Source organism: Nocardia coffeae, from assembly GCF_019890715.1.
Classification (GTDB): Bacteria; Actinomycetota; Actinomycetes; order Mycobacteriales; family Mycobacteriaceae; genus Nocardia; species Nocardia jiangxiensis.
In genome coordinates this window covers 222,184-242,815 of record NZ_JAINZY010000001.1, presented here as the reverse complement: position 1 = coordinate 242,815, position 20,632 = coordinate 222,184, and the positions used below count along the sequence as shown (strand labels likewise).

19 protein-coding genes are annotated in these 20,632 nt (G+C 68.5%); 13 read left to right on the top strand and 6 right to left on the bottom strand.

Annotated elements, in window-relative coordinates; all coding sequences use genetic code 11:
• Positions 1-6 precede the first annotated feature (6 nt).
• The 3 genes from K7711_RS01125 to K7711_RS01115 all read right to left on the bottom strand — a co-directional run bounded on the left by K7711_RS01125 (position 7) and on the right by K7711_RS01115 (position 2,820).
• Positions 7-441 (bottom strand): ester cyclase, encoded by a 435-nt coding sequence (locus K7711_RS01125; RefSeq protein WP_222964054.1) that lies wholly within the window; start codon positions 439-441, stop codon positions 7-9.
• Positions 442-753: 312 nt separating this feature from the next.
• Complete coding sequence (locus K7711_RS01120; protein ID WP_222964052.1) at positions 754-2,373, bottom strand: peptide chain release factor 3; 1,620 nt, start codon at positions 2,371-2,373, stop codon at positions 754-756.
• Positions 2,374-2,553: 180 nt separating this feature from the next.
• Entirely contained in the window at positions 2,554-2,820 is a 267-nt protein-coding gene (locus K7711_RS01115) for a hypothetical protein (RefSeq protein ID WP_222964050.1), read from the bottom strand.
• Between K7711_RS01115 and K7711_RS01110 the strand changes: the two genes are divergently transcribed.
• From K7711_RS01110 to K7711_RS01095, 4 genes are all read left to right on the top strand, one after another.
• Positions 2,813-3,166, top strand: a complete 354-nt coding sequence (locus K7711_RS01110) for a lysophospholipid acyltransferase family protein (RefSeq protein ID WP_308014385.1) — start codon at positions 2,813-2,815, stop codon at positions 3,164-3,166. The two genes, K7711_RS01115 and K7711_RS01110, sit on opposite strands and share 8 nt — an antisense overlap.
• A 372-nt stretch (positions 3,167-3,538) precedes the next feature.
• Positions 3,539-4,138 (top strand): 50S ribosomal protein L25/general stress protein Ctc, encoded by a 600-nt coding sequence (locus K7711_RS01105; protein WP_222964046.1) that lies wholly within the window; start codon positions 3,539-3,541, stop codon positions 4,136-4,138.
• A 55-nt stretch (positions 4,139-4,193) separates the two neighbouring features.
• Positions 4,194-4,784 (top strand): aminoacyl-tRNA hydrolase, encoded by a 591-nt coding sequence (gene pth, locus K7711_RS01100; RefSeq protein WP_040827941.1) that lies wholly within the window; start codon positions 4,194-4,196, stop codon positions 4,782-4,784.
• An 88-nt stretch (positions 4,785-4,872) separates the two neighbouring features.
• On the top strand, positions 4,873-5,958 hold the full coding sequence (locus K7711_RS01095; RefSeq protein WP_222964044.1) for an ADP-ribosylglycohydrolase family protein: 1,086 nt from the start codon (positions 4,873-4,875) through the stop codon (positions 5,956-5,958).
• A 16-nt stretch (positions 5,959-5,974) separates the two neighbouring features.
• Here the strand turns inward: K7711_RS01095 and K7711_RS01090 are convergent, their stop codons facing one another.
• Positions 5,975-7,171, bottom strand: a complete 1,197-nt coding sequence (locus K7711_RS01090; RefSeq protein WP_222964042.1) for an aminotransferase class V-fold PLP-dependent enzyme — start codon at positions 7,169-7,171, stop codon at positions 5,975-5,977.
• A 340-nt stretch (positions 7,172-7,511) separates the two neighbouring features.
• On the opposite strand from K7711_RS01090, the gene egtA reads away from it, so the two are divergent.
• The 5 genes from egtA (at position 7,512) to K7711_RS01065 (ending at position 15,969) form a co-directional block, all read left to right on the top strand.
• Positions 7,512-8,762: an ergothioneine biosynthesis glutamate--cysteine ligase EgtA gene (egtA, locus tag K7711_RS01085; protein ID WP_222964040.1), complete on the top strand. Its 1,251-nt coding sequence runs from the start codon at positions 7,512-7,514 to the stop codon at positions 8,760-8,762.
• Between the two features lie 55 nt (positions 8,763-8,817).
• Positions 8,818-10,158 (top strand): ergothioneine biosynthesis protein EgtB, encoded by a 1,341-nt coding sequence (gene egtB / locus K7711_RS01080; protein ID WP_222964038.1) that lies wholly within the window; start codon positions 8,818-8,820, stop codon positions 10,156-10,158.
• A complete protein-coding gene (egtC, locus tag K7711_RS01075; RefSeq protein ID WP_222964036.1) occupies positions 10,158-10,952 on the top strand; it encodes an ergothioneine biosynthesis protein EgtC in 795 nt (264 codons plus the stop codon). Before egtB ends, egtC begins: the two co-directional genes overlap by 1 nt.
• Entirely contained in the window at positions 10,952-11,923 is a 972-nt protein-coding gene (gene egtD, locus K7711_RS01070) for an L-histidine N(alpha)-methyltransferase (protein WP_222964034.1), read from the top strand. Before egtC ends, egtD begins: the two co-directional genes overlap by 1 nt.
• 239 nt (positions 11,924-12,162) lie before the next feature.
• Positions 12,163-15,969, top strand: coding sequence for a Pls/PosA family non-ribosomal peptide synthetase (locus K7711_RS01065; RefSeq protein WP_308014384.1), 3,807 nt, complete (start codon positions 12,163-12,165; stop codon positions 15,967-15,969).
• A gap of 33 nt (positions 15,970-16,002) precedes the next feature.
• Here the strand turns inward: K7711_RS01065 and K7711_RS01060 are convergent, their stop codons facing one another.
• Positions 16,003-16,620 (bottom strand): TetR/AcrR family transcriptional regulator, encoded by a 618-nt coding sequence (locus K7711_RS01060; RefSeq protein WP_235746503.1) that lies wholly within the window; start codon positions 16,618-16,620, stop codon positions 16,003-16,005.
• A 96-nt stretch (positions 16,621-16,716) separates the two neighbouring features.
• Here K7711_RS01060 and K7711_RS01055 point away from each other — a divergent pair, with 96 nt between their 5' ends.
• From K7711_RS01055 to K7711_RS01040, 4 genes are read left to right on the top strand one after another with little or no spacing between them, the layout of a single operon-like run.
• Positions 16,717-17,946 carry an alkane 1-monooxygenase gene (locus K7711_RS01055; protein WP_222964030.1) on the top strand — a complete coding sequence of 410 codons (1,230 nt, stop codon included), beginning with the start codon at positions 16,717-16,719 and terminating at the stop codon, positions 17,944-17,946.
• Positions 17,946-18,134 (top strand): rubredoxin, encoded by a 189-nt coding sequence (locus K7711_RS01050; RefSeq protein WP_040827935.1) that lies wholly within the window; start codon positions 17,946-17,948, stop codon positions 18,132-18,134. The genes K7711_RS01055 and K7711_RS01050 overlap by 1 nt, the downstream gene beginning before the upstream one ends.
• On the top strand, positions 18,131-18,316 hold the full coding sequence (locus tag K7711_RS01045) for a rubredoxin (RefSeq protein WP_040827934.1): 186 nt from the start codon (positions 18,131-18,133) through the stop codon (positions 18,314-18,316). The genes K7711_RS01050 and K7711_RS01045 overlap by 4 nt, the downstream gene beginning before the upstream one ends.
• Positions 18,313-19,545 (top strand): NAD(P)/FAD-dependent oxidoreductase, encoded by a 1,233-nt coding sequence (locus K7711_RS01040; protein WP_222964029.1) that lies wholly within the window; start codon positions 18,313-18,315, stop codon positions 19,543-19,545. The genes K7711_RS01045 and K7711_RS01040 overlap by 4 nt, the downstream gene beginning before the upstream one ends.
• A gap of 205 nt (positions 19,546-19,750) precedes the next feature.
• On the opposite strand, the gene K7711_RS01035 is transcribed toward K7711_RS01040, so the two are convergent.
• Positions 19,751-20,599: an amidohydrolase family protein gene (locus K7711_RS01035; RefSeq protein ID WP_222964027.1), complete on the bottom strand. Its 849-nt coding sequence runs from the start codon at positions 20,597-20,599 to the stop codon at positions 19,751-19,753.
• Between the last annotated feature and the right edge of the window lie 33 nt (positions 20,600-20,632).

The window sequence follows — 20,632 nt, the reverse complement described above, 5'->3', positions numbered from 1 at the left end:
TCCGCGTCAGGATGCCGCGGTGTGCGCCTGCTGGACGAGGCCGAGTTGCTGCATCATGCCGAGCGTGTCCCAGCATGTCCAGCCCTCGACAGCCTTGCCGTCCTGGAAACGCTGCATCGTGATTCCCTGAACGACCGCCGATTTGCCGGTCGCGGGCATCCCCATGATCTCGCCGTCGTTCGTTCCTGTCCCCGTCCATCGGGTAGTGACCAAGTCCCCTTCGGCGATCTGTTCGTTGACCAGGAACCGTTGATCCGAGATCGCGTCGATGTACATCCGCGCGAACCGTTTGATGCCTTCGGGGCCGTGGGTGTCGGCGTACGGGTTCTGCGGACTGTGGTCGATGTAATCGGCCGCGAGCACCTCGTCGAATACCTCGAAGTCTCGGGTGTTCCATGCGTCGAAGATGCGCTTGGCGGCGGCCTTGTTCTGCTCTGACATGCTGCTTCCTGTCCATTGCTGGTGCGCCGAACTCGCGAGGGCGGCACGTAGCCGCAACGGGCAGCATTCGCGACGACCGACGTTGACTATGACGTGACGTGCGGCTGCGATGCCGACGGGAAATCCAGACGTGCCGCGGCCTGGTACCGGGGCGCTGCCATCACGGCGGAATGCGTCCGAGTGTTGTCGGCAGACAACCGACCAGCCACCGATCACGAACCTTGAAACCGGTGTACAGCAGTCATTTTGCGCCTTCTCTCCGCGCGCAGGAAGGGAACAAGGACACTGCTGCGGCCCTGTTCCGGGCCCTTGCTAGTCCGCGGTGGCGACCAGCGGATCCATGGTCAGGTCGGGCATTTCCTTCTGGATGTACTGCAAGCGCCATTTGTCGCTGAACAGGGCCAGGATCACGCCGTCGGTGCGGGTGAAGACCTCGACGCCGCGCTGGCGGTCGAGCTCGGGTGCGGATTCCGCGTCGGTGCGCCGGGCCAGCTGATAGGGCAGGAAGTCCAGTTGTGTCTCGACGGTGAATTCGGCCTGCATGCGGGCGGTGACCACCTCGAACTGCATGGGACCGACCGCGGCCAGCACGGGGGAGGCGTCACCGCGGGTGTCGTTGCGCAGCACCTGCACCACGCCCTCGGAGTCGAGCTGATCGATGGCCTTGCGGAACTGCTTGTACTTACCCGCGCTGCGCGCTCGCAACGTGGCGAAATGTTCCGGCGCGAAGGACGGGATCGGCGGGAATTCGACCTTCTTGTCCACGAACAGCGTGTGCCCGGGGGCCAGGGCGGTCGCGTTCACCAGACCGACCACATCACCCGGAAAGGCCGTGTCGACCGTGGAACGTTCGCGGCCGAAGACGGTCAGCGCGTATTTGGTCGCGAACGGCCGCCCGGTCTGGGCGTGCGTGACGACCATGCCGCGCTCGAATTCCCCGGACACGATGCGCATGAACGCCAGCCGATCGCGGTGCGCGGTGTCCATACCGGCCTGCACCTTGAACACGACCGCGCTGAACGGATCGGTGGTCTCCCGGGCCGAGCCGCTCACGTCATCCCGCGGTCCGGGCGGGGGAGCAAGGGACACAAGGGTTTCCAGCAGTTGGCGCACCCCGAAGTTCAGCATCGCCGAGGCGTAGATGACCGGCGAGGTCTGCCCGGCCAGAAACAGTTCCTGATCGTGGTCCTGCCCGGTGGCCGAGAGCAGTTCGCTCTCCTCGGCCGCGGTGGTCCACACCTCGCCCTCACGTCCGCTCGCCTGCGCGACGTCGTAGGACTCCTCGGGCGCGATCGTCGCGCCACCGGCGGTGCGGGTGAAGTGGATGTATTCGGTGGCCGCGCCCTCGTCGCCGCGACGCAGCAGCCCGCGGAAATCGCCCGCGATGCCGACCGGCAGGAACAGCGGGGTCGGGGTCAGGCCGATGCGCTCGCTGATCTCGTCGAGCAGTTCCAGCGGCGCGCGGCCGGGCCGGTCCCACTTGTTGATGACGGTGATCACCGGAATCCCGCGGTGACGGCACACCTGGAACAGTTTGAGCGTCTGCGGCTCGAGGCCCTTGGCGGCGTCGATGAGCATGACCGCGGCGTCGACGGCGGTCAGCACCCGATAGGTGTCCTCGGAGAAATCCGAGTGACCGGGGGTGTCGACCAGGTTGATCACGCAGTCGCCGTATTCGAACTGCAGCGCGGTCGAACTCACCGAGATGCCGCGCGCCTTCTCCATCTCCATCCAGTCCGAGACGGTCGACTTGCGCCCGGACTTGCCGTGGATCGCACCGGCTTCGGCGATCACCTTGGCGTGCAGTGCGAGGGCTTCGGTGAGAGTGGATTTACCCGCGTCGGGATGGGAGATCACCGCGAAGGTGCGCCGCCGCGCGACTTCCTGTGCCAACCGCCCGGACGTGGTCGCGTTCGGGGAAGGGGAATTCACGGCACGGGCTCCTGTTCGCGGGATAGACAACCCCTTCAGGCTACTTGACCGGCCCTTCTCCGCATGTCTCGGTCCGCTCGCTCGCGACATTCGATTCGTTCCGACGGCACTCGACCGCACTACTCTGATGACCGGGAGCGCACCACGAGAAGAACGAAGCCGGGTCGATACCGGTCCGGCTCAATCCAGGTATCGCGCTATCGCGGTCCGGACCAATTCCTCGATATCGGCCTGCGGGGCGATCAATTCGATACTGCGATTGGCGACGACGGTCGCGATACCGTGCAGATTCGTCCACAGTCCCAGCGCCCGCTCGCCCGATCGATCCGGTGCGCAGGCATGCACCAGATCCGCCCACAGCCGGTAGATCGGCACGGCCCGCTGCCGCACGTTCTCACCGGTGCCCGCGATGCGATCGTCGGCTCCGGCGTTGGCGGCGGTGCGCATTCTCGACGACGGTGGAGTGTGGGGGATCTATCCGGAAGGCACCCGCTCGCCCGACGGGCGGGTGTATCGCGGGCGCACCGGTGTGATCCGGGTGGCCATGCGGACCGGTGCGCCGGTGATTCCGGTGGTGCTCTCGGGGACCGATCGGGTGAATCCGATGGGGCGGCGCGGTTGGCGGTTCGCCAGGGTGCGGATCGGTTTCGGTGCGCCGCGGTATTTCCGGCCCGCGGACCGGGACGGGGTGCGCGGTGCGACCGATGCGCTGATGGCCGAGTTGGTGCAGCGGTCGGGGCGTCGCTATGTCGATCACTACGCGAAGCGGTTCGAGGCTGCCTCGCGGCAGTGAACCGTCTTCTCCGACAACGGCGCAGGTGCCCGGGCGTGACGTTGCGGGGATTCGATTCGAAGGATTCGAACCCCTGTACATCGGCGCTCGGGACGGTAGGGTGGCGGAGGCACGGTGCGCCGGTCGGCGTGCGGATGTGAGCACCGTTCATGGCGCGGGGTCCGGTTCGGGGTGCTCCGTCGTGCGTGTTATTCTCTTCGGGTTGTCTCGGCGAGGGTGTGAGGCACAGATGTGCACACACCGTGATCGACGCGGCTCGGCTTTTCCGCCGTTCTCGTTCGTTCTTTCGCCCGACGAGCAGACCCTTTGCCAGGGCAGTCCCTGGCCAGATAGGTACACCCGCCCCGGAAAGCCGTAGGAGAACTTCCCCTCATGTCCGACACCAGCCTTCTCGAAGCCACCGTACGTACCGAATTCGGCAAGGGCGCCGCGCGCCGCACCCGCCGCGACGGCAACGTTCCGGCCGTGCTGTACGGCCACGGTGAGGCTCCCAAGCATCTGGCCATCAACGCCCAGGCCTTCGCCGCCATCCTGCGTGAGCAGGGCACCAACGCCGTGGTGAACCTGGAGATCGAGGGCACCAAGCAGTTCGCGCTGACCAAGTCCGTTGTCGTGCACCCGATCCGTCGGTACATCGAGCACGCCGACCTGCTGATCGTCAAGCGCGGCGAGAAGGTCGTCACCGACGTGCACGTCACCCTGGTCGGTGACGCGGCCCCCGGCACCCTGGTCACCCAGGAGTCGACCACCCTGTCGGTCGAGGCCGACGCGTTGAACATTCCGGAGCAGATCGAGGTTTCGGTCGAGGGCGTCGAGGCGGGTACCCAGATCACCGCTGCCGACATCACGCTGCCCAAGGGCGTCACCCTGGCCGCCGATGCCGAGACGCTGATCGTGAACATCATCGTCGCGCCGGCCGCCGAGGCCGAGGGGGAAGCCGAGGGTGAGGCCGAGGGCGAAGCCGCCGAGTAAGGCTGCTGCCCAACGGTTTTCCTGACCGAGTCGAATGCCTGAGATGCCCGAGAGAATGACGTCCGATACGGAGCGTCCGACGGGACCCGCGCTCGTGATCGGCCTGGGTAATCCCGGATCCGAATACGAGCGCACCAGGCACAATGCGGGTTTCATGGTCGCCGACGTGCTGGCTGGGCGCGTCGGCGGCCGTTTCACCGTGCACAAGAAGTCCGGCGCGGACCTGCTCGAGGCGCGTCTGGACGGGCGCAAGGTGCTGGTGGCCAAGCCGCGTTCGTTCATGAACGTCTCCGGCCGTCCGGTCGCCGCGCTGGCCCGCTTCTTCTCCATTCCGCCGACCGAGGTGATCGTCGTGCACGACGAACTGGATCTCGAGTTCGGCACCGTCCGCCTCAAACGCGGCGGCGGTGAGGGCGGCCACAACGGCCTGCGGTCGGTCTCCAATGCCCTCACCACCAAGGACTATCTGCGCGTCCGATTCGGCATCGGCCGCCCGCCCGGCCGCCAGGATCCGGCCGACTACGTTCTCAAACCGTTCTCGAGCGTCGAGCGCAAGGAACTGCCCGTCATCGTCGAACAAGCGGCGGACGCAGTGGAATTGCTGCTCCGAGTGGGCCTGGAAGCCGCGCAGAACCAGGTGCACTGAGGTACATACCAACGCCGATTGCGTTGTGCGAGGCCCGGATTGAGGTCTGCTCGAGTGAGATCGTCGGCGGGCTGCCATGATCGGATGTGTGCAGGAGTACACGAAACTGGTGGATCGGGTCCGTGGGTCACTGCTCGGTGGGGCTATCGGTGACGCGCTGGGGTGGCCGATCGAGTTCTACGAGCTGGACGCGATCCGTGAATTCCACGGTCCGGACGGCGTGACGGATTTTCTGCCCGGTCGCGTTTCCGACGCGCCGCAGCAGATCACCGATGACACCCAGATGACACTGTTCACCGCGGAGGGGTTGTTGCGGCTGGCGCCGGGCACCGATCCGGCCCCGGCGTTGCAGCGGGCCTATCTGCGCTGGCTGCGGACCCAGCGGCAGGACGACCCGGATCCCGTGCCCGACGGCTGGCTGTCGAGCCGGCCGTTCCTCTACGCCCGGCGCTCACCCGGGAACGCGTGCATGAGCGGACTGAATCGGCAGCAGGAGCAGTACTGCGAACCGCATCAACTGGGTGTGCCGGGTCCGGTCAACCCCGACTCCAAGGGGTGCGGGACGGTGGTGCGGTCCGCGCCGTTCGGGCTGGCCCGCCTGGGTCCCGATGTCGCGTTCGCCATGGCCGCGCGCTGCGCTCAGCTCACGCACGGCCACCCGACCGGCTATCTGTCGGCGGGCATCTTCGCCGCGCTGATCGATCGCGTGGTGGCGGGAATCCCGCTGCGAGATGCGGTGCAGCAGAGCATCGCTCAGATCACCGGCGGTCCCGGCGCGGAGGAGACCGTCGCGGCGCTGCAGCGCGCGGTCGGCACCGCCGAGGAGGGCGAGGCCACGGCCGATCGCGTCGAACAGGTCGGCGCGGGATGGATCGCGGAGGAATGCCTCGCGATCGCGGTGTACTGCGCGCTGATCGCCGATCGGACCGCGGATCCCCGTGCGGCACTGCTGCTTTCGGTGAACCACTCCGGTGACTCGGACTCCACCGGCGCGGTCGCGGGAAATCTGATCGGCGCGGCGCACGGACTGTCCGCGTTGCCGCTGGACATGGCCGGCCGGGTGGAGGGACGCGACGAGTTGGTCCAGGTCGCCGACGATCTGATCCTGGCCTTCCACGTCGGCGACCGCAGCCATCTGCCCGCCCGCTACCCGCTCGACGCGCCGGTGCACTGACCGGCCCGCACCCGGCTCATCGGCCGGTGGCAAGCCCGGTCACGGCCTCGGTGAAACGCTCCAGCTCGTCGGGGCTGACGAAGCAGTGCGGCGAGGCGCGCACCACCGAGTCCAACCGGCGCGCGGACATGTCCAGCAGCGTGGATCCGCGATGGCTCACGGTGACGGTGATGTCCTGCGCCAGTAGCCGATCGCGGATGTCCACCGGAATCCAGCCGTCGATGGTGAACGAGACGATGCCGCTGTGCCGGGCGCCCAGATCGCGGACGGTCACCTCGGGAATCTCCGCGAGGGTTTTGCGCAACTGCTGGGCGTTGGCCGCGATCGCGGCGTAGACCTCGTCGGGTCCGTGGTCCAGCAGATAGCGCACGGCCGCGCCCAGGCCCAGACGCGCGGCGACGTCGCACTCCCAGAATTCGAAGCGGCTGGCGTCGGCGGCCAGGCGGTACTCGCGCGGTCCCACCCACGCGGCGCTGTGCAGGTCCAAGCGGGTCGGTTCCATGGTCGCGGCCAATTCCGGTCGCACGTACAGGAATCCGGTGCCGCGCGGGCCGCGCAACCATTTGCGGCCGGTCGCCGACATCGCGTCGACATCGAGTTCGGCCACGTCCAGCGGGAGCTGACCGGCGGACTGGCAGGCGTCCAGCAGGACCAGCGCATCCACCCGGTGCGCGATCCGGGCCGCCTCGCCGACCGGGTTGACCAGGCCGCCGTTGGTGGGCGCGTGCACCAGCGACACCAGTTTCACGCGTTCGTCGAGCATCGCGGCCAGGGCATCCAGGTCGAGTTGACCGGCCTCGTCGCTGGGGATCTGCTCGACCACCGCGCCGGTGGCCTGTGCGCGTTGCAGCGTCGCGATGGCGTTGCTGGCGTAGTCGGCCTCGGAGATCAGGATGCGGTCGCCGGGCGCGAGCGGCACCGCGTAGAAGAAATCGGACCAGGCCCGGGTCGCGCTGTCGCTCAACGCGATACCCGACGGGTCGGCGTTGATCAGCGTGCCGATCGCGGTCTTGACCGATTCCAGATCGTCCAGGCGCTCGTTCGCGGCGCGGTAGCCGCCGATCTCGGTCTCCCGGCGTAGATGTCCGGTCACCGCGTCCAGGACCGGCCGGGGCGGCAGCGACGATCCGGCACTGTCCAGAAATACCGGTGTCGGCCAGGTGACGTTGTCGTAGGCCGGGATGTCGGCGCGAAGGCGAGTCAGATCGAGCACCCAATCGACGATAGAAGATGCCGGGCATCGCGTGTGCGGCCAACTCGCCGAATCCGGCGCGGCGAACGCGGGTGTCGCACGCGCCGCGCGGCGGATCCGTGCTCGCGCCGAGGTCGGTTCGGGGCGATTCGCGCTGGTCGGGCGTGGTGATAACGCACCGTTATCGTTTCGTCAGATTTCTTGTCGGTAGCCGCCGCTACTCTGGTCCGGGTCGGCGGAATCGAGTTCCCCCGGGTGGCCGGTTCAGGTCCGCCCGGCCGGACGAGCCGCCGGGCGACACAGCTAGGAGCAGCACGGCTGCCGCGGCGCGAGTAGCGCCCGCGGCGGAGCGGAGGTTGACATGGCAGTCACGGCGGTCCGGGCCGCGGTCGGAGCGGGGGGCAATTTGACCTCACGCGCCGCGGCCGAGGCGTATGTCGGCGGCGTCTGTTTCAAACAGGGGCCACCCTGTCTGATCGGCGCCGAGCTCGAGTGGCTCACCGAATCCGGTGAGTGTTCGGCGCCCGCCCCGCGTCCCGAGCCGACGGCGCTCGCGGAGGCATTGGGGCCGTACGCGCCGTCCACGATTTCGCCTGAATCTCCCGCTCTACCCCTGCCTGGAGGCAGCCGGGTCACCGTCGAACCCGGTGGGCAGGTCGAACTCTCCAGTGCTCCGTTCGAATCAGCCGCCGAATTGTGTGCGAGCCTGCGGGCCGATGCCCGCCATCTCGAACGATTGCTCGAATCCCGTTCCATCCGAACGTTCTCCGCCGCGGCCGACGGCATCCGTCCGCCGCGGCGAGTGCTGCAGTCCCCGCGCTATCGGGCCATGGAGCGCTCCTTCGCCGGAATCGGCCCGTTCGGCAAGCTCATGATGTGCAACACCGCGGCAACGCAGGTCAGCGTCGATGCGGGGGCCGATCACGCCGAGATCGCGGCGCGGTGGACCGCACTGAACACCGTCGGCCCGGCCCTGCTGGCCGCCTTCGCCTGCTCACCGGATCTGCACGATGCCCCGGCCGGTTCGTGGGCTTCCCAGCGAATGCGCGCCTGGCTGCGCCTGGACCACGCCCGGACCAGGCCGCCCGTGCTGGACTGGCCCGATCCGATCACCGCGTACGCCCGCTGGGTGCTGGATGTCCCGCTGCTGTGCGTGCGCCGGTCCGACCATGAGGACGACTGGGCGGCCCCGCCCGGCGCGACCTTCGCGGATTGGCTGTGCGGCGCTCTCGACGACGAGATCGGCCGCCGCCCCGACGCCGCCGACCTGGACTATCACCTGACCACGATGTTCCCGCCGGTGCGGGCCTCGGGATATCTCGAGGTGCGCTATATCGACGCGCAGCCCGGCCAGGACTGGTCGGTGCCGATCCACGTGATCGAAGCGCTCATGTCCGCGCCGGAGGTGGTCGCCGCGGCGACCCGCGCGGCCGCGCCGGTGGCGGACTGCTGGCTCGAGGCCGCCCGCTGTGGTCTGACCGATCCCGAAATTCGTTCGGTCGCAGTGGATCTGCTGGAAATCGCCGCTGCCGCCGCAGCTCCCGAAGCGGCCGATACGGTGCACGCCGCGGTGCGCCGATGTCGTGCCGGACTCATGCCCACCGCGCGCTGAACCCGCTCGCGCGCCGCTGTCGCGTCGTCATTCACCTCACTCTCGGAGTTCTTTCATGACCGTTCATCTTTCCGGAACCGACCACGCCGAAACCGAACGATCACGCGAGCAGATCGCCCGGGTGCTCACCAGGGCGCGCGAGCGTACCGCCGGGCTCACCGACTGCGTCGACGAGGCCGAGCTGGTGGCCCAGCATTCGCGGCTGATGAGCCCACTGGTGTGGGATCTGGCACATATCGGCAATCAGGAGGAGCTGTGGCTGGTGCGCGATGTCGGCGGGCGGGAGCCGGTGCGCGCCGATATCGATCAGCTGTACGACGCGTTCCGGCATCCGCGCGCCGACCGTCCCGCCCTGCCGCTGCTGGATCCCGCCGAGGCCCGCGACTACACCGGTGCGGTGCGCGCGAAGGTGTGGGACGTGCTGGCGGACAGTGATCTACGTGGTGATCGACTGATCTCCGGCGGTTTCGCTTTCGGCATGATCGCCCAGCACGAACAGCAGCACGACGAGACGATGCTGGCCACCCATCAACTGCGCGCCGGTGGCGCGGTGCTCCCGGGCTCGCCCGCGCCCACCGCCGCGGTTCCGGTGTCGGGCGAGATCATCTTTCCCGCAGGGGAATTCACAATGGGCACCTCGACCGATCCGTGGGCGCTGGACAACGAACGGCCCGCCCACCCTGTGCGAATGCCCGGGTTCGCGATCGATGCCGCGCCGGTGACCAATGCGCAATATCTGGAGTTCATCTCCGACGGCGGTTACCGTCGTCCGGAGCTGTGGTCCGAGCAGGGCTGGGCGCATCGGGTCCGGGCGGATCTGACCGCGCCGCAGTTCTGGGAGTGTGACGGTGGGAATACCTGGTGGCGAAGGGTTTTCGGCACGATGACGCCGTTGCGTCCGCAGCAGCCGGTGGTGCACGTGTGCTGGTTCGAGGCGCAGGCGTATGCCACCTGGGCCGACAAGCGGCTGCCCACCGAGGCGGAATGGGAGAAGGCGGCCCGGTTCGATCCGGCCACCGGGCGCTCGCGCCGATATCCGTGGGGCGATGCGGATCCCGATGAGACCACCGCCAATCTCGGTCAGCGGCATCTCGAACCGGCGGAGGTGGGCGCGTATCCGGCGGGGGCGTCACCGTCCGGGGTGCATCAGCTGATCGGGGATGTGTGGGAGTGGACCTCCTCGGGGTTCGAGCCGTATCCGGGTTTCGAGATGTTCCCGTATCCGGAGTACTCGCAGGTGTTCTTCGGCGGGGATTACCGGGTGCTTCGCGGCGGGAGTTTCGGCACCGATCAGGTCGCGTGTCGCGGCACGTTCCGCAACTGGGATCACCCGATTCGGCGGCAGATCTTCTCCGGGTTCCGGCTCGCCCGCGATCTGCGAGCGGTGGAACGCTGATGTGCCGTCATCTGGGATATCTCGGTCCGCTCGCACCGGTCGGCGAGATCCTCACGCGCGGTGCGCATTCGCTGTACACGCAGGCATGGGCCCCGCACGACATGCGCGGCGGCGGCACCATCAACGCCGACGGTTTCGGGGTGGCCTGGTGGCTGCCCGGCGGCGAGGTGAGCCGGTATCGCAACTCTTCGGCGATCTGGACCGATCCGGCCGTGGAAGAAGTACTGCCGCAACTGAATTCGACCGCGGTGCTGGGTGCGGTCCGCTCGGCCACCAATTCGCTGTCGGTGGAACGCAATGCGTGCGCGCCGTTCACCGGTGGGCGCTGGGCGTTCAGCCACAACGGGCGGATACCGGACTGGCAGCCGGTGCTCACCCGGCTGGCCGCGGAATTCGGCACGCCGTCGTTGATCGAGGCCGAATCACGCACGGATGCGGCGACATTGTGGGTGATCGTGCGTGATCTGCTGGAGAAGTCCGGCGATGCGGGCGAATTCGGTTCGTCGGTCGCGGATCCGGCCGCGGTGCTGCCGCGGGTGATCCGGGCCGTACTGGACCTCTCGCCCGAATCGCGCCTGAACCTGCTGCTGGGCGATGGCGAAACACTCTGGGCCACAACCGTTCACCATGCGTTGTCGGTGCTGGTCACCGAGGAGACGGCGGTGGTGGCCTCCGAACCGTACGACGACGATCCGCGCTGGCGGGCGGTCGCGGACCGGCAGCTGGTGACGCTGCGTCCCGGCCACCTGTCGATCGTTCCGCTCGATACCGAAGATTCCGAAAGGGCGCTGTGATGACCGCACCTACGCTGGAAATTCACCTCACCGATGCCGATCTCACCGAGGCGTTGCGCTCGGACGCGCGACGCGGGCTGACCTCGGATCCGAAGACCTTGCCGCCCAAGTGGTTCTACGATGCCCGCGGCAGCGAGCTGTTCGAGGAGATCACCCGTCTGCCCGAGTACTACCCGACCCGCACCGAGCGTGCGTTGCTCGAACGCGTCGTCGGGGAGATCGCACAGCTCGCGCAGGCCGAGGTCCTGGTGGAACTCGGCGCCGGGTCCGCAGCCAAGACCCGCCTGCTGCTGTCCGCCCTCGGCGCGGCTGGACCGCTGAAAACATATGTGCCCCAGGATGTCTCGGAGTCGGCGCTACGCGGTGCGGCCGAGCAGGTCGGTGCGGAATTCCCGGGCCTGGCCGTGCACGGCGTGGTCAGCGATTTCACCGACACGCTGCACAACCTGCCGCGCGGGGGCCGCCGCATGATCGCCTTCCTCGGCGGCACGATCGGCAATCTGATCCCCGCCGAGCGCGCGGAATTCCTCGCCGGTGTCGCCGCGGTCCTGGAACCGGGGGAGCAGCTGCTGCTCGGCGCGGGCCTGGTCATCGACCCCGCCGTCCTCGTCCCCGCCTACGACGACGCCGCCGGAGTCACCGCCGAATTCAACCGAAATGTCCTGCACGTGTTGAACTCTCGCCTGCGCGCCGATTTCGCCCCCGACGCCTTCACCCACGTCGCGGTGTGGGACGCGCGGAACGAGTGGATCGAGATGCGCCTGGAAGCCACCCGGGACATGACCGTCACCGTCCCCGACCTGGACCTCACCGTCCACTTCGCGAAGGGTGAGCAGATGCGCACCGAGATCTCCGCGAAATTCCGCCGCGAGGGACTCGCCGCGGAACTGGACACCGCGGGTTTCGACACCGAGCGCATCTGGACCGACCCGGACGATCGCTTCGCCCTCGTGCTGGCCGCCCGCCGCTGACGCACCGCACATCCACGTAGCCCGGACCGCTCATGGTCCGGGCTGCGTCCGCGTTCCTGCGACCTCGGGGGCGAAAGGCCGCCGCACGGGTGCTTTCTTCCCTGTATTCCCTGGTGGGACCGTGGATAAAATGTGGTGGAACCCGATTTGTGGCCGACTTGTCGCCACGGAAAGGTTTCGCGGTGACAGTCGACACGCCTATCTCAACTTCCGATGCAGCGGTTTACCCCGGTAGGTCGGTGCCGAGGTCCACGACTCTGCTCGATGTGCTGAACCACTCGGTGTGCGCCTGGCCGGACGAGATGGCGATCGATGACGGGGAACATCGGCTGTCGTATCGGCGCCTCGATCGCGTCGTGCGTGCGGGGGCCGGTGCGCTGCGGATGCGGGGGATCCAGGTCGGTGATCGGGTCGGCGTGCGGATGGCGTCCGGTTCGACCGAGCTGTATGTGGCGATCCTGACCGTGCTGGCGGCGGGTGCGGCGTACGTGCCGGTGGATGCCGACGATCCGGATGAACGCGCCGAGCTGATCTGGCAGGAGGCGGGCGTGCGGGCCGTGCTCGGCGCGGACGGCGGTATCACGGTGCGGGAGCTCACCGAGCGGGTCTGTTCTGTCCGCGAGCTCGAACCCGGTGACGACGCGTGGATCATCTTCACCTCCGGTTCCACCGGGAAGGCCAAGGCGGTCGCGGTGAGTCATCGCTCGGCCGCGGCTTTCGCGGATGCCGAGGCCCGGTTGTTCCTGCGCGACGCGCCGATCGGTCCCGGGGACCGGGTGCTGGCGGGGCTCTCGGTGGCGTTCGACGCCTCCTGCGAGGAGATGTGGCTGGCCTGGCGGCACGGCGCCTGTCTGGTCCCGGTGTCGCGGTCGCTGGTGCGCACCGGGGCGGATCTCGGCCCGTGGCTCGTGCGGCGACGGATCACCGTGGTGTCCACGGTGCCCAGTCTGGCCGCCCTGTGGTCGCCGGAGATGCTCGCCGGGGTGCGGCTGCTGATCGTCGGCGGCGAACCCTGCCCGCCAGAAGTGGTGCGGCGCTTCGCCGATGACGATCGCGAGGTCTGGAACACCTACGGGCCGACGGAGGCCACCGTGGTGAGCTGCGCGGCCCGGCTGCGCGACGGCGAGCCGGTGCGGATCGGACTGCCGCTGGACGGCTGGCAGTTGGCCGTGGTCGGCGAGGACGAGCGGCCCGTTCGCTGGGGGGAGGTCGGTGAGCTGGTCGTCGGCGGTGTCGGTCTGGGTCGCTATCTGGATCCCGCGCGGGATGCGGAGAAGTTCGCACCGCTGCCCACGCTGGGCTGGGCACGGGCCTATCGCAGCGGCGATCTGGTGCGAGCTCATCGCGAGGGCCTCGAATTCGTCGGCCGCCGCGACGACCAGGTCAAGATCGGTGGCCGCCGGATCGAACTCGGGGAGATCGAGGACGCGCTGTTGGATCTGCCCTCGGTGGTGGCGGCGATCACGCTGGTCAAACACACCGCGGCCAGGTGCGATGTGCTTGTCGGCTACGTCGTTCCGGCCGACGGTGACCCGCAGCGGTTCGACCGGGACGGCGCGCTACGGATTCTGCGCGAGCGTCTGCCGGCGGCGTTGGTGCCTCGGCTCGCTCTGCTGTCCGAGTTCCCCACCCGGGCGTCGGGCAAAGTGGATCGTGCGGCACTGCCGTGGCCGCTGCCCGCCGATCCGGGCGGGCAACCGGCCGATACGGATGAGACGACCGCCTGGCTCTGCGGGTTGTGGCACGACATGCTGGGCACCGAGGCCGATGCGTACGGTGATTTCTTCGACCTGGGCGGCACCAGTCTGACCGCGGCGCGGCTGGTGTCGATGCTGCGCGAGCGGTATCCGGAGGTATCCGTGGCGGACGTGTACCGGTACCCGACCCCGGCGGCGCTGCGCCTGCGGCTGGTCTGCGCGGACCAGTCGCAGCGGCCGTGCCGCACGGTGTCGCCGATCCCGTTGTGGACCCGCGCGGTCCAGACCGTGATTCAGCTACTGCTCCTTGCCGTTTCGGGTGTGCGGTGGGTCGTGGCGGTGGCGCTGATCGGCAACGTGTACTCGATCGTCGAACCGGAGAGCTGGCTGCCCCGGCTGCCGTGGTCGGTGCTGGTACCCGCCCTGTTGGTGCTGTCCGCCCCGCCCGGCAGGGTGCTGGTCGCCGGGCTGGGCGCGCGGGTCGTGCGGGGCCGGATCACACCGGGCAGCTACCGGCGAGGCGGCCGGACTCATCTGCGGCTGTGGGCCGCCGAGCGGCTGGTCGCCTCGTTCGGGCTCGCTTCGATCGTCGGCACGCCGCTGGCCGTCCAGTACGCCCGGCTGCTCGGATGCCATGTCGGCAAGGACGTCGACCTGCATGCTCTGCCGCCCGTCACCGGGCTGGCGACCATCGGCACGGGAGCTGCCGTCGAACCGAGGGTCGATCTGGCGGGCTGGTGGCTCGACGGCGATCTGCTCCGCGTGGGCTCGGTGCACGTCGGCGCGGGTGCCCGAGTGGGGTCACGAAGCACGGTGATGCCGGATACCGAGATCGAGGAGGGCGCGCAGGTGCTCCCGGGCAGTTGCGTAATGGGTGCGGTGCCGGCCGGACAGTGCTGGGTCGGTTCACCGGCGTCGGGGCAGGGGAGTTGCGTGCGATGGCCGTTCACTCGGCCCGCCCGCCCGCGTCGGTGGCTGCTGGCCTTCATGCTGGCGCCCGGGCTGCGCGAACTGGTGGGTGCCATGGCCGCGATTCCGGTCGTGCTGCTGGGGTTCGTGGTCATCCCCGCTGACGCCTCGGCATCCGACGCCGCGGTCCGGCTCGTGGTGTGGTTGCCGGTCATGGTCGTGCTGGGCCTGCTCTGCCAGGCGTCGGCCACCGTCGTGATGGTCCGGCTGGCGGGACGGGCACTGCGGCCGGGGACCCATCCGATGTTCAGCGCGGCGGGGTGGGCGGCGTTGTTCGTCCACGAACTGCTGGAAACCTCTCACAAGAAGCTGTTTCCGTTGTACGTCAGCCTGTTCACGCCGATCTGGCTGCGTGCGCTCGGAGCCAGGATCGGTCGGTCGGTCGAGCTGTCCACCGTGCAGGCGCTGCCGCAACTGCTGCGGGTCGCGGACTCGGCGTTCCTCGCGGACGACGTGCTCGTCGCACCGTACGAGCTGCGCGGCGGCTGGATGCGGCTGGGGCGTTCGCGGGTCGGAGCCCGTGGGTTCGTGGGGAATTCGGGGATCGTCGGCCCTGGTAAAGCGGTGGGCGACAACGCGCTGATCGGGGTGCTCTCCGATACCCCGGACGAGGTGCCGGAAGGGACGTCCTGGCTGGGCCGCCCGCCGATCCGGTTGCGGCGCAACGCCGAGCAGCCCGATCCCGCGCGCACGTTCGCGCCGCGGCGGGCGCTGGTCCTGGCGCGGGCGCTGGTCGAGCTGTGCCGGGTGGTGCCGTTCGTCTTCGCCGAGTTGCTCGGGCTGGCCACGTTCGGGGCCTTCGTCTTCGTCTGGGACGAGGACGGGGTGTGGCTGGCGGTGCTGGCCGGTGGCGGGGTGCTCTTCGTCGCGGGAGTGGTCGCCGGTGCGTCGACGACCTTGGCGAAATGGGTTCTGATCGGGCGTTTTTCGTCCGCTCGCCATCCGCTGTGGAGTTCGTTCGTCTGGCGCAAGGAGCTCTACGACGTCTTCGTGGAGATGCTCGCGGTGCCGTGGCTGGTGACACCGGCGATCGGGACGCCGACGTTGAACTGGTGGCTGCGCAGCCTGGGTGCGCGGTTGGGGCGTGGCGTGTGGTGTGAGGCGTACAGCCTGCCGGAGCCCGATCTCGTCGAGGTCGCGTCCGGGGTCAGCGTGAACCGCGGCTGCGTGCTGCAGACGCACCTGTTCCATGACCGGGTGATGCGGCTGGACCGGGTGCACCTGGATCGCGCCGCGACCCTGGGACCGCACAGCATCATGCTGCCCGGCAGCACGATCGGTGAAGCGGCGACCGTCGGCGCGGCATCGCTGGTCATGGCGGCGGAGTCGGTGCCGGGGCAGGGGCGTTGGCAGGGCGCGCCGATCACCAGCGTCAGGTAGGGCAGGCGCGTGCGCCGACGTGAAATAACGAGGTCAGGCGGACATGGCTGTGAAGACCCGGGTGATCACGAGGGCGACCTGGGTGACCGCGTGATCGATCGGCCCGATCGGCTGGAACAGGTGGCTCAGGGTGAGGCGGACGAGGATTTCGATCAGTGTGGCCAGGTCGTCGTCGGAGAGGGTGGGGAGTTCGTAGCGCTCGCGCATCGCGGCGATGAGTGCGGTGAGCGCGCGGCCCAGGACCGGCTCGGGTTCGGTGACCAGGGCGGGCAGCAGGGTGGTGTCGCCACTGTGCCGACCGGACAGGACGGCCTTGAGCAGGGTGTTGTCCGCGCCGGTGCGCAGGGTGTAGTCCGCTGCGCTGGTCATGCCGCTGATCGGGTCGGCCGGATGCTCGGCGAGGGTGTCGACGATGCCGCTCAGGAAGGTGCCGAGTTCGCGTTCGATCAGCGCGTCGGCCAGGGCCTGGCGGGTGCCGATCTCCTTGTAGAGCACCGGGCGGCTGATTCCCACGTCCTTGGCGATGCGGGACATGTTCACCGCCCCCCAGCCCTCGGTGCAGACCACCTCCCGGGCGGCGTCCAGGGCTCGTTCGCGCAGGAGCAGGCGCATCTCGCTCTGAAAATTCGGCGCTTCAGCCACGGTGGTCATCGTACATCAGCTCCTCTTGTGACTCTGTCATTGACAACTCATCATAAGTTGTATTCACTAGATACACATCTAGCAATTGTGTAAACGGAGCGCGACATGACGACATCTCGGATCGGCGAATCGGGGCCCACCGCGGCCGAGCCCCGGCAATGGCGCGATCGCAAGCGATACCTGTGGCTGCTGGGCCTGGTCGCGCCGACCGCACTGCTGGTCGCGGCGGCGCTGGTGCGGGTCTTCAACTGGTTCGGCTGGCAGGCGGTCAGCCCGGTCTGGTGGTGGATCGGCCCGATCCTGGTCTACGTGCTGCTGCCGAGCCTGGACCGGTTCTTCGGTCCCGACGGGCAGAATCCTCCCGAGGAGGTCATGGAGCAGCTGGAGAACGATCGGTACTACCGGTACTGCACCTATGCCTACATCCCGTTCCAGCTGATCAGCCTGGCCTTCGCGAGTTATCTGTGGACCGCGTCGAATCTGTCCTGGCTGGGCATCGACGGCGGTCTGGGCGTGGTGTCCAAGATCGGCCTGGCCCTGAGCATCGGCACCGTGGGCGGCGTGGGCATCAACACCGCCCACGAACTCGGGCACAAGAAGGACGAACTCGAACGCTGGCTGTCGAAGATCACCCTGGCGCAGACCGCGTACGGCCACTTCTACATCGAGCACAATCGCGGCCACCACGTGCGGGTGGCCACGCCGGAGGATCCCGCCAGCGCCCGCTTCGGCGAGAATTTCTGGACCTTCCTGCCGCGCAGCGTGTGGGGCAGTCTGCGCTCGTCGTGGGAACTGGAGAAGACCCGGCTGCACCGAATGGGCAAGGGCCCGTGGACGATCCGCAACGACATCCTCAGCGCCTGGCTGATGACGCTCGTGCTGTGGGGTGTGCTGACCGCGATCTTCGGACCGGCGATCCTGCCGTATCTGGTCCTGCAGGCGGTTTACGGTTTCTCGCTGCTGGAGACGGTGAACTATCTGGAGCACTACGGGCTGCTGCGGCAGCGGACCGCGAGCGGACGCTACGAGCGGTGCACCCCGGAACACAGCTGGAATTCCGACCACATCGTGACCAACATCTTCCTGTACCACCTGCAGCGGCACAGCGATCATCACGCGAATCCCACTCGGCGATACCAGATCCTGCGCAGTATGGACGGTGCGCCGAATCTGCCCAGCGGGTACGCCAGCATGATCACGCTGGCCTACTTCCCGCCGCTGTGGCGCCGGGTGATGGACCACCGGGTGCTGGAGCACTACCAGGGCGACATCACCCGGGTGAACATCCAACCCGCGCAACGTGAACGGGTCCTGGCGAAGTACGGAGCCCGGTGATGGCCGCCTATCGCTGCCCGGTCTGCGATTACGTCTACGACGAGACCGAAGGCGCTGCGCGCGAGGGATTCCCGCCCGGTACGCCCTGGTCCGCCGTGCCCGACGACTGGTGCTGCCCCGATTGCGGCGTCCGGGAGAAGGTCGATTTCGACGCCGTCACCGATATGTCCGGAAGGAAGTCCCGATGAGTACCGATTACAAGCTGTTCCGTTGTCTGCAATGCGGTTTCGAGTACGACGAGGCACTGGGCTGGCCCGAGGACGGCATCGCGCCCGGCACCCGCTGGGACGACATTCCGGAGGACTGGTCCTGCCCGGACTGCGGTGCGGCGAAGGCCGACTTCGAGATGGTCGAGGTCAGTCGCGCATGACGGATCGGATCGTGATCGCGGGCGCCGGAGCGGCGGGTGCGACCGCGGCCCGGACCCTGCGCGCCGAGGGGTACACCGGCGCGATCGTGCTCGTCGGCGCGGAACACCACGGCCCCTATCGCCGCCCGATGGTGTCGAAGGATCTGCTCGCCGGGACCCGCGAGATCGACCGGTGCCTGTTGGAACCCGAAAAGTCCTGGGCCGAGCGGGATATCGAGCTGCGTGTGGCGACCAGGGTCGCCGATATCGATACCGACCGCCGCCGACTGTGGCTCAGCACCGGCGAACCGCTCGACTACGACGCGTTGCTGCTGGCCACCGGTGCACGGGCGCGACGACTGGAACAGCATCCGCCCGTGCGGGTTCGCTCGCTGCGCGGGGTCGCCGATATCGCGCCGCTGCGTGCGGCGATCGAGCACGGCCCGCTGCTGATCATCGGTGCGGGCCTGGTCGGCTTGGAGGTCGCGGCCACCGCTCGCGGCCTCGGCGCGCAGGTGCGGATCCTGCACGCGGGTGCCACCCCATTGGATCGCACTGTGCCACCGGAGATTTCGGCGCTCGTCCGAGATCTGCACGCGGAGCACGACGTGCAGATCGAGAACGATGTCCGCCTGGCCGAGCTCGAGCAGATCGACAGCCGGGGAGTGGTCGCGACGGCCACCGACGGCCGCACCTGGACCGCATACTCCGCCCTGGTGGCCATCGGCGCGGTCCCGGACACCGCCCTGGCCCGAACGGCCGGAATCGCCGTGGACAACGGCATTCTCGTGGACGAGGAGTATCGGACCTCGGCAGCGGACGTCTACGCCGCCGGAGACGTGGCCAACCGCTTCAACCCGCTGCTCGGGCGTCACGAACGAGGCGAGCACTGGAACAGCGCCTTGGCCGAGGGCAAAGCTGCTGCGAAATCCATACTCGGACAACAGATCACCGAGGTCGATATCCCGTGGGGATGGTCCACCCAGTACGGCGTGAACCTGCAGTTCGCGGGCTGGACCTCCGCGTACGACGAACTGATCGTCCGGGGATCGCTCGACGCCCGCGACTTCACCGCCCTGGCCCTGCGCGACGGCGCACTCGTCGGCGCGGTATCCATCGGCCGCCCCCGAGACATCAGAGCGGCCCGCGATCTCATCGCGACGGGCGCCGTGCGCACGACCGCGGCCTGGGCCGACGAATCCACGGATCTCGCCGACCCCGCCCGCATCTCGGTGCCGGCCGTGTCCTGAACCTTCGGCCGCCCGTGTACGCACCACTCTCGGGCGCCCGAACCGCCACGGCCGCACGATGTTCCGCGCCCAGTTGCCAGTTTCCGAGAATTGGCGCCGGTCCCGGCCGTTCGTTTCCGGGCGCGGCCGGGACCGGAGAATATCGCCGATACCGCGCTGTCGCCGGGCGGTGCCACCCGTGCGACCGGTATCGATGTCACTTCCCTCAGGCCAGGCCCGGATAGAGGCGACGCGCGGTCCCGGCGAAGATCTCTTCGCGATCGGCCTGCGGGACGTCGCTCAGGACGGCCTGGGCCAACGCGAGCAGTTCGGGCAGAGACTGTTCCGCGGCGGGCAGGTTGGAGCCCCACGCGATGCGGTGTGCGCCGAAGGCGGCCAGCACCGGCTCCAGGAAACCCGCTGCCTCCCTGCCGACATCGCGCAGCGGTTCGAGGGTGCGGTGGGTCAGCTTGAGGTGCAGGCCCGGATGCTGGGCCAGGCTCGCCACCTCTTTGCCCGCGCCCGTGGGCGAGGCCGCGACATCGGGGTAGCCCATGTGGTCCAGCAGCACGTAGACCGAGGGGAATCGGCGCAGCAGTTCCTCGAGCTGGGCGGTCGCGGGGCCCAGTCGCATCTGCATGCAGACGGTGACGCCGAGATCGGTGGCCTTCTCCCAGAACGGGTACGTCTCCGGTGCCGCGAACCACTCACCTTGAATGGGCACCGTACTGCCGCTGGTGAACAGCCGGACCCCGGACAGTCCGTCGTCGGCGACGACCTTGGCGAGGTTGTCTGCGGCATCGGGACGCAGCGGGTCCACCGTGCCCACCGCGATGAACCGATCGGGCCGCTGTGCCCGGCTGTCCAGCACATACGAGTTGTCGTAGCCGTACGCGGTCGTGGCCTGCACCAGCACCGACCGGGAGATCCCGGCCTCGTCCATGGCCGCGGCCATACCGTCCGCGGTGACCGGGCGGGTGGAGGCCCAGCCGGACTGCTTACCGCCCAGCGGTGCGCGCGCGTATCGGGTGGTGTCCTCGGAGATGATGTGACAGTGCGTGTCGATGATGTCCATGAATAAGTCTTTCCGTTGTGGGTCAAGCCTTTT

Excerpts from the sequence above, each read along its gene's own strand:
- K7711_RS01125 (WP_222964054.1), bottom strand. The coding sequence starts at position 441 with ATGTCAGAGCAGAACAAGGCCGCCGCCAAGCGCATCTTCGACGCATGG.
- K7711_RS01115 (WP_222964050.1), bottom strand. The coding sequence starts at position 2,820 with ATGCGCACCGCCGCCAACGCCGGAGCCGACGATCGCATCGCGGGCACC.
- K7711_RS01105 (WP_222964046.1), top strand. The coding sequence starts at position 3,539 with ATGTCCGACACCAGCCTTCTCGAAGCCACCGTACGTACCGAATTCGGC.
- pth (WP_040827941.1), top strand. The coding sequence starts at position 4,194 with ATGACGTCCGATACGGAGCGTCCGACGGGACCCGCGCTCGTGATCGGC.
- egtA (WP_222964040.1), top strand. The coding sequence starts at position 7,512 with ATGGCAGTCACGGCGGTCCGGGCCGCGGTCGGAGCGGGGGGCAATTTG.
- egtB (WP_222964038.1), top strand. The coding sequence starts at position 8,818 with ATGACCGTTCATCTTTCCGGAACCGACCACGCCGAAACCGAACGATCA.
- egtC (WP_222964036.1), top strand. The coding sequence starts at position 10,158 with ATGTGCCGTCATCTGGGATATCTCGGTCCGCTCGCACCGGTCGGCGAG.
- egtD (WP_222964034.1), top strand. The coding sequence starts at position 10,952 with ATGACCGCACCTACGCTGGAAATTCACCTCACCGATGCCGATCTCACC.
- K7711_RS01060 (WP_235746503.1), bottom strand. The coding sequence starts at position 16,620 with ATGACCACCGTGGCTGAAGCGCCGAATTTTCAGAGCGAGATGCGCCTG.
- K7711_RS01055 (WP_222964030.1), top strand. The coding sequence starts at position 16,717 with ATGACGACATCTCGGATCGGCGAATCGGGGCCCACCGCGGCCGAGCCC.
- K7711_RS01050 (WP_040827935.1), top strand. The coding sequence starts at position 17,946 with ATGGCCGCCTATCGCTGCCCGGTCTGCGATTACGTCTACGACGAGACC.
- K7711_RS01045 (WP_040827934.1), top strand. The coding sequence starts at position 18,131 with ATGAGTACCGATTACAAGCTGTTCCGTTGTCTGCAATGCGGTTTCGAG.
- K7711_RS01040 (WP_222964029.1), top strand. The coding sequence starts at position 18,313 with ATGACGGATCGGATCGTGATCGCGGGCGCCGGAGCGGCGGGTGCGACC.
- K7711_RS01035 (WP_222964027.1), bottom strand. The coding sequence starts at position 20,599 with ATGGACATCATCGACACGCACTGTCACATCATCTCCGAGGACACCACC.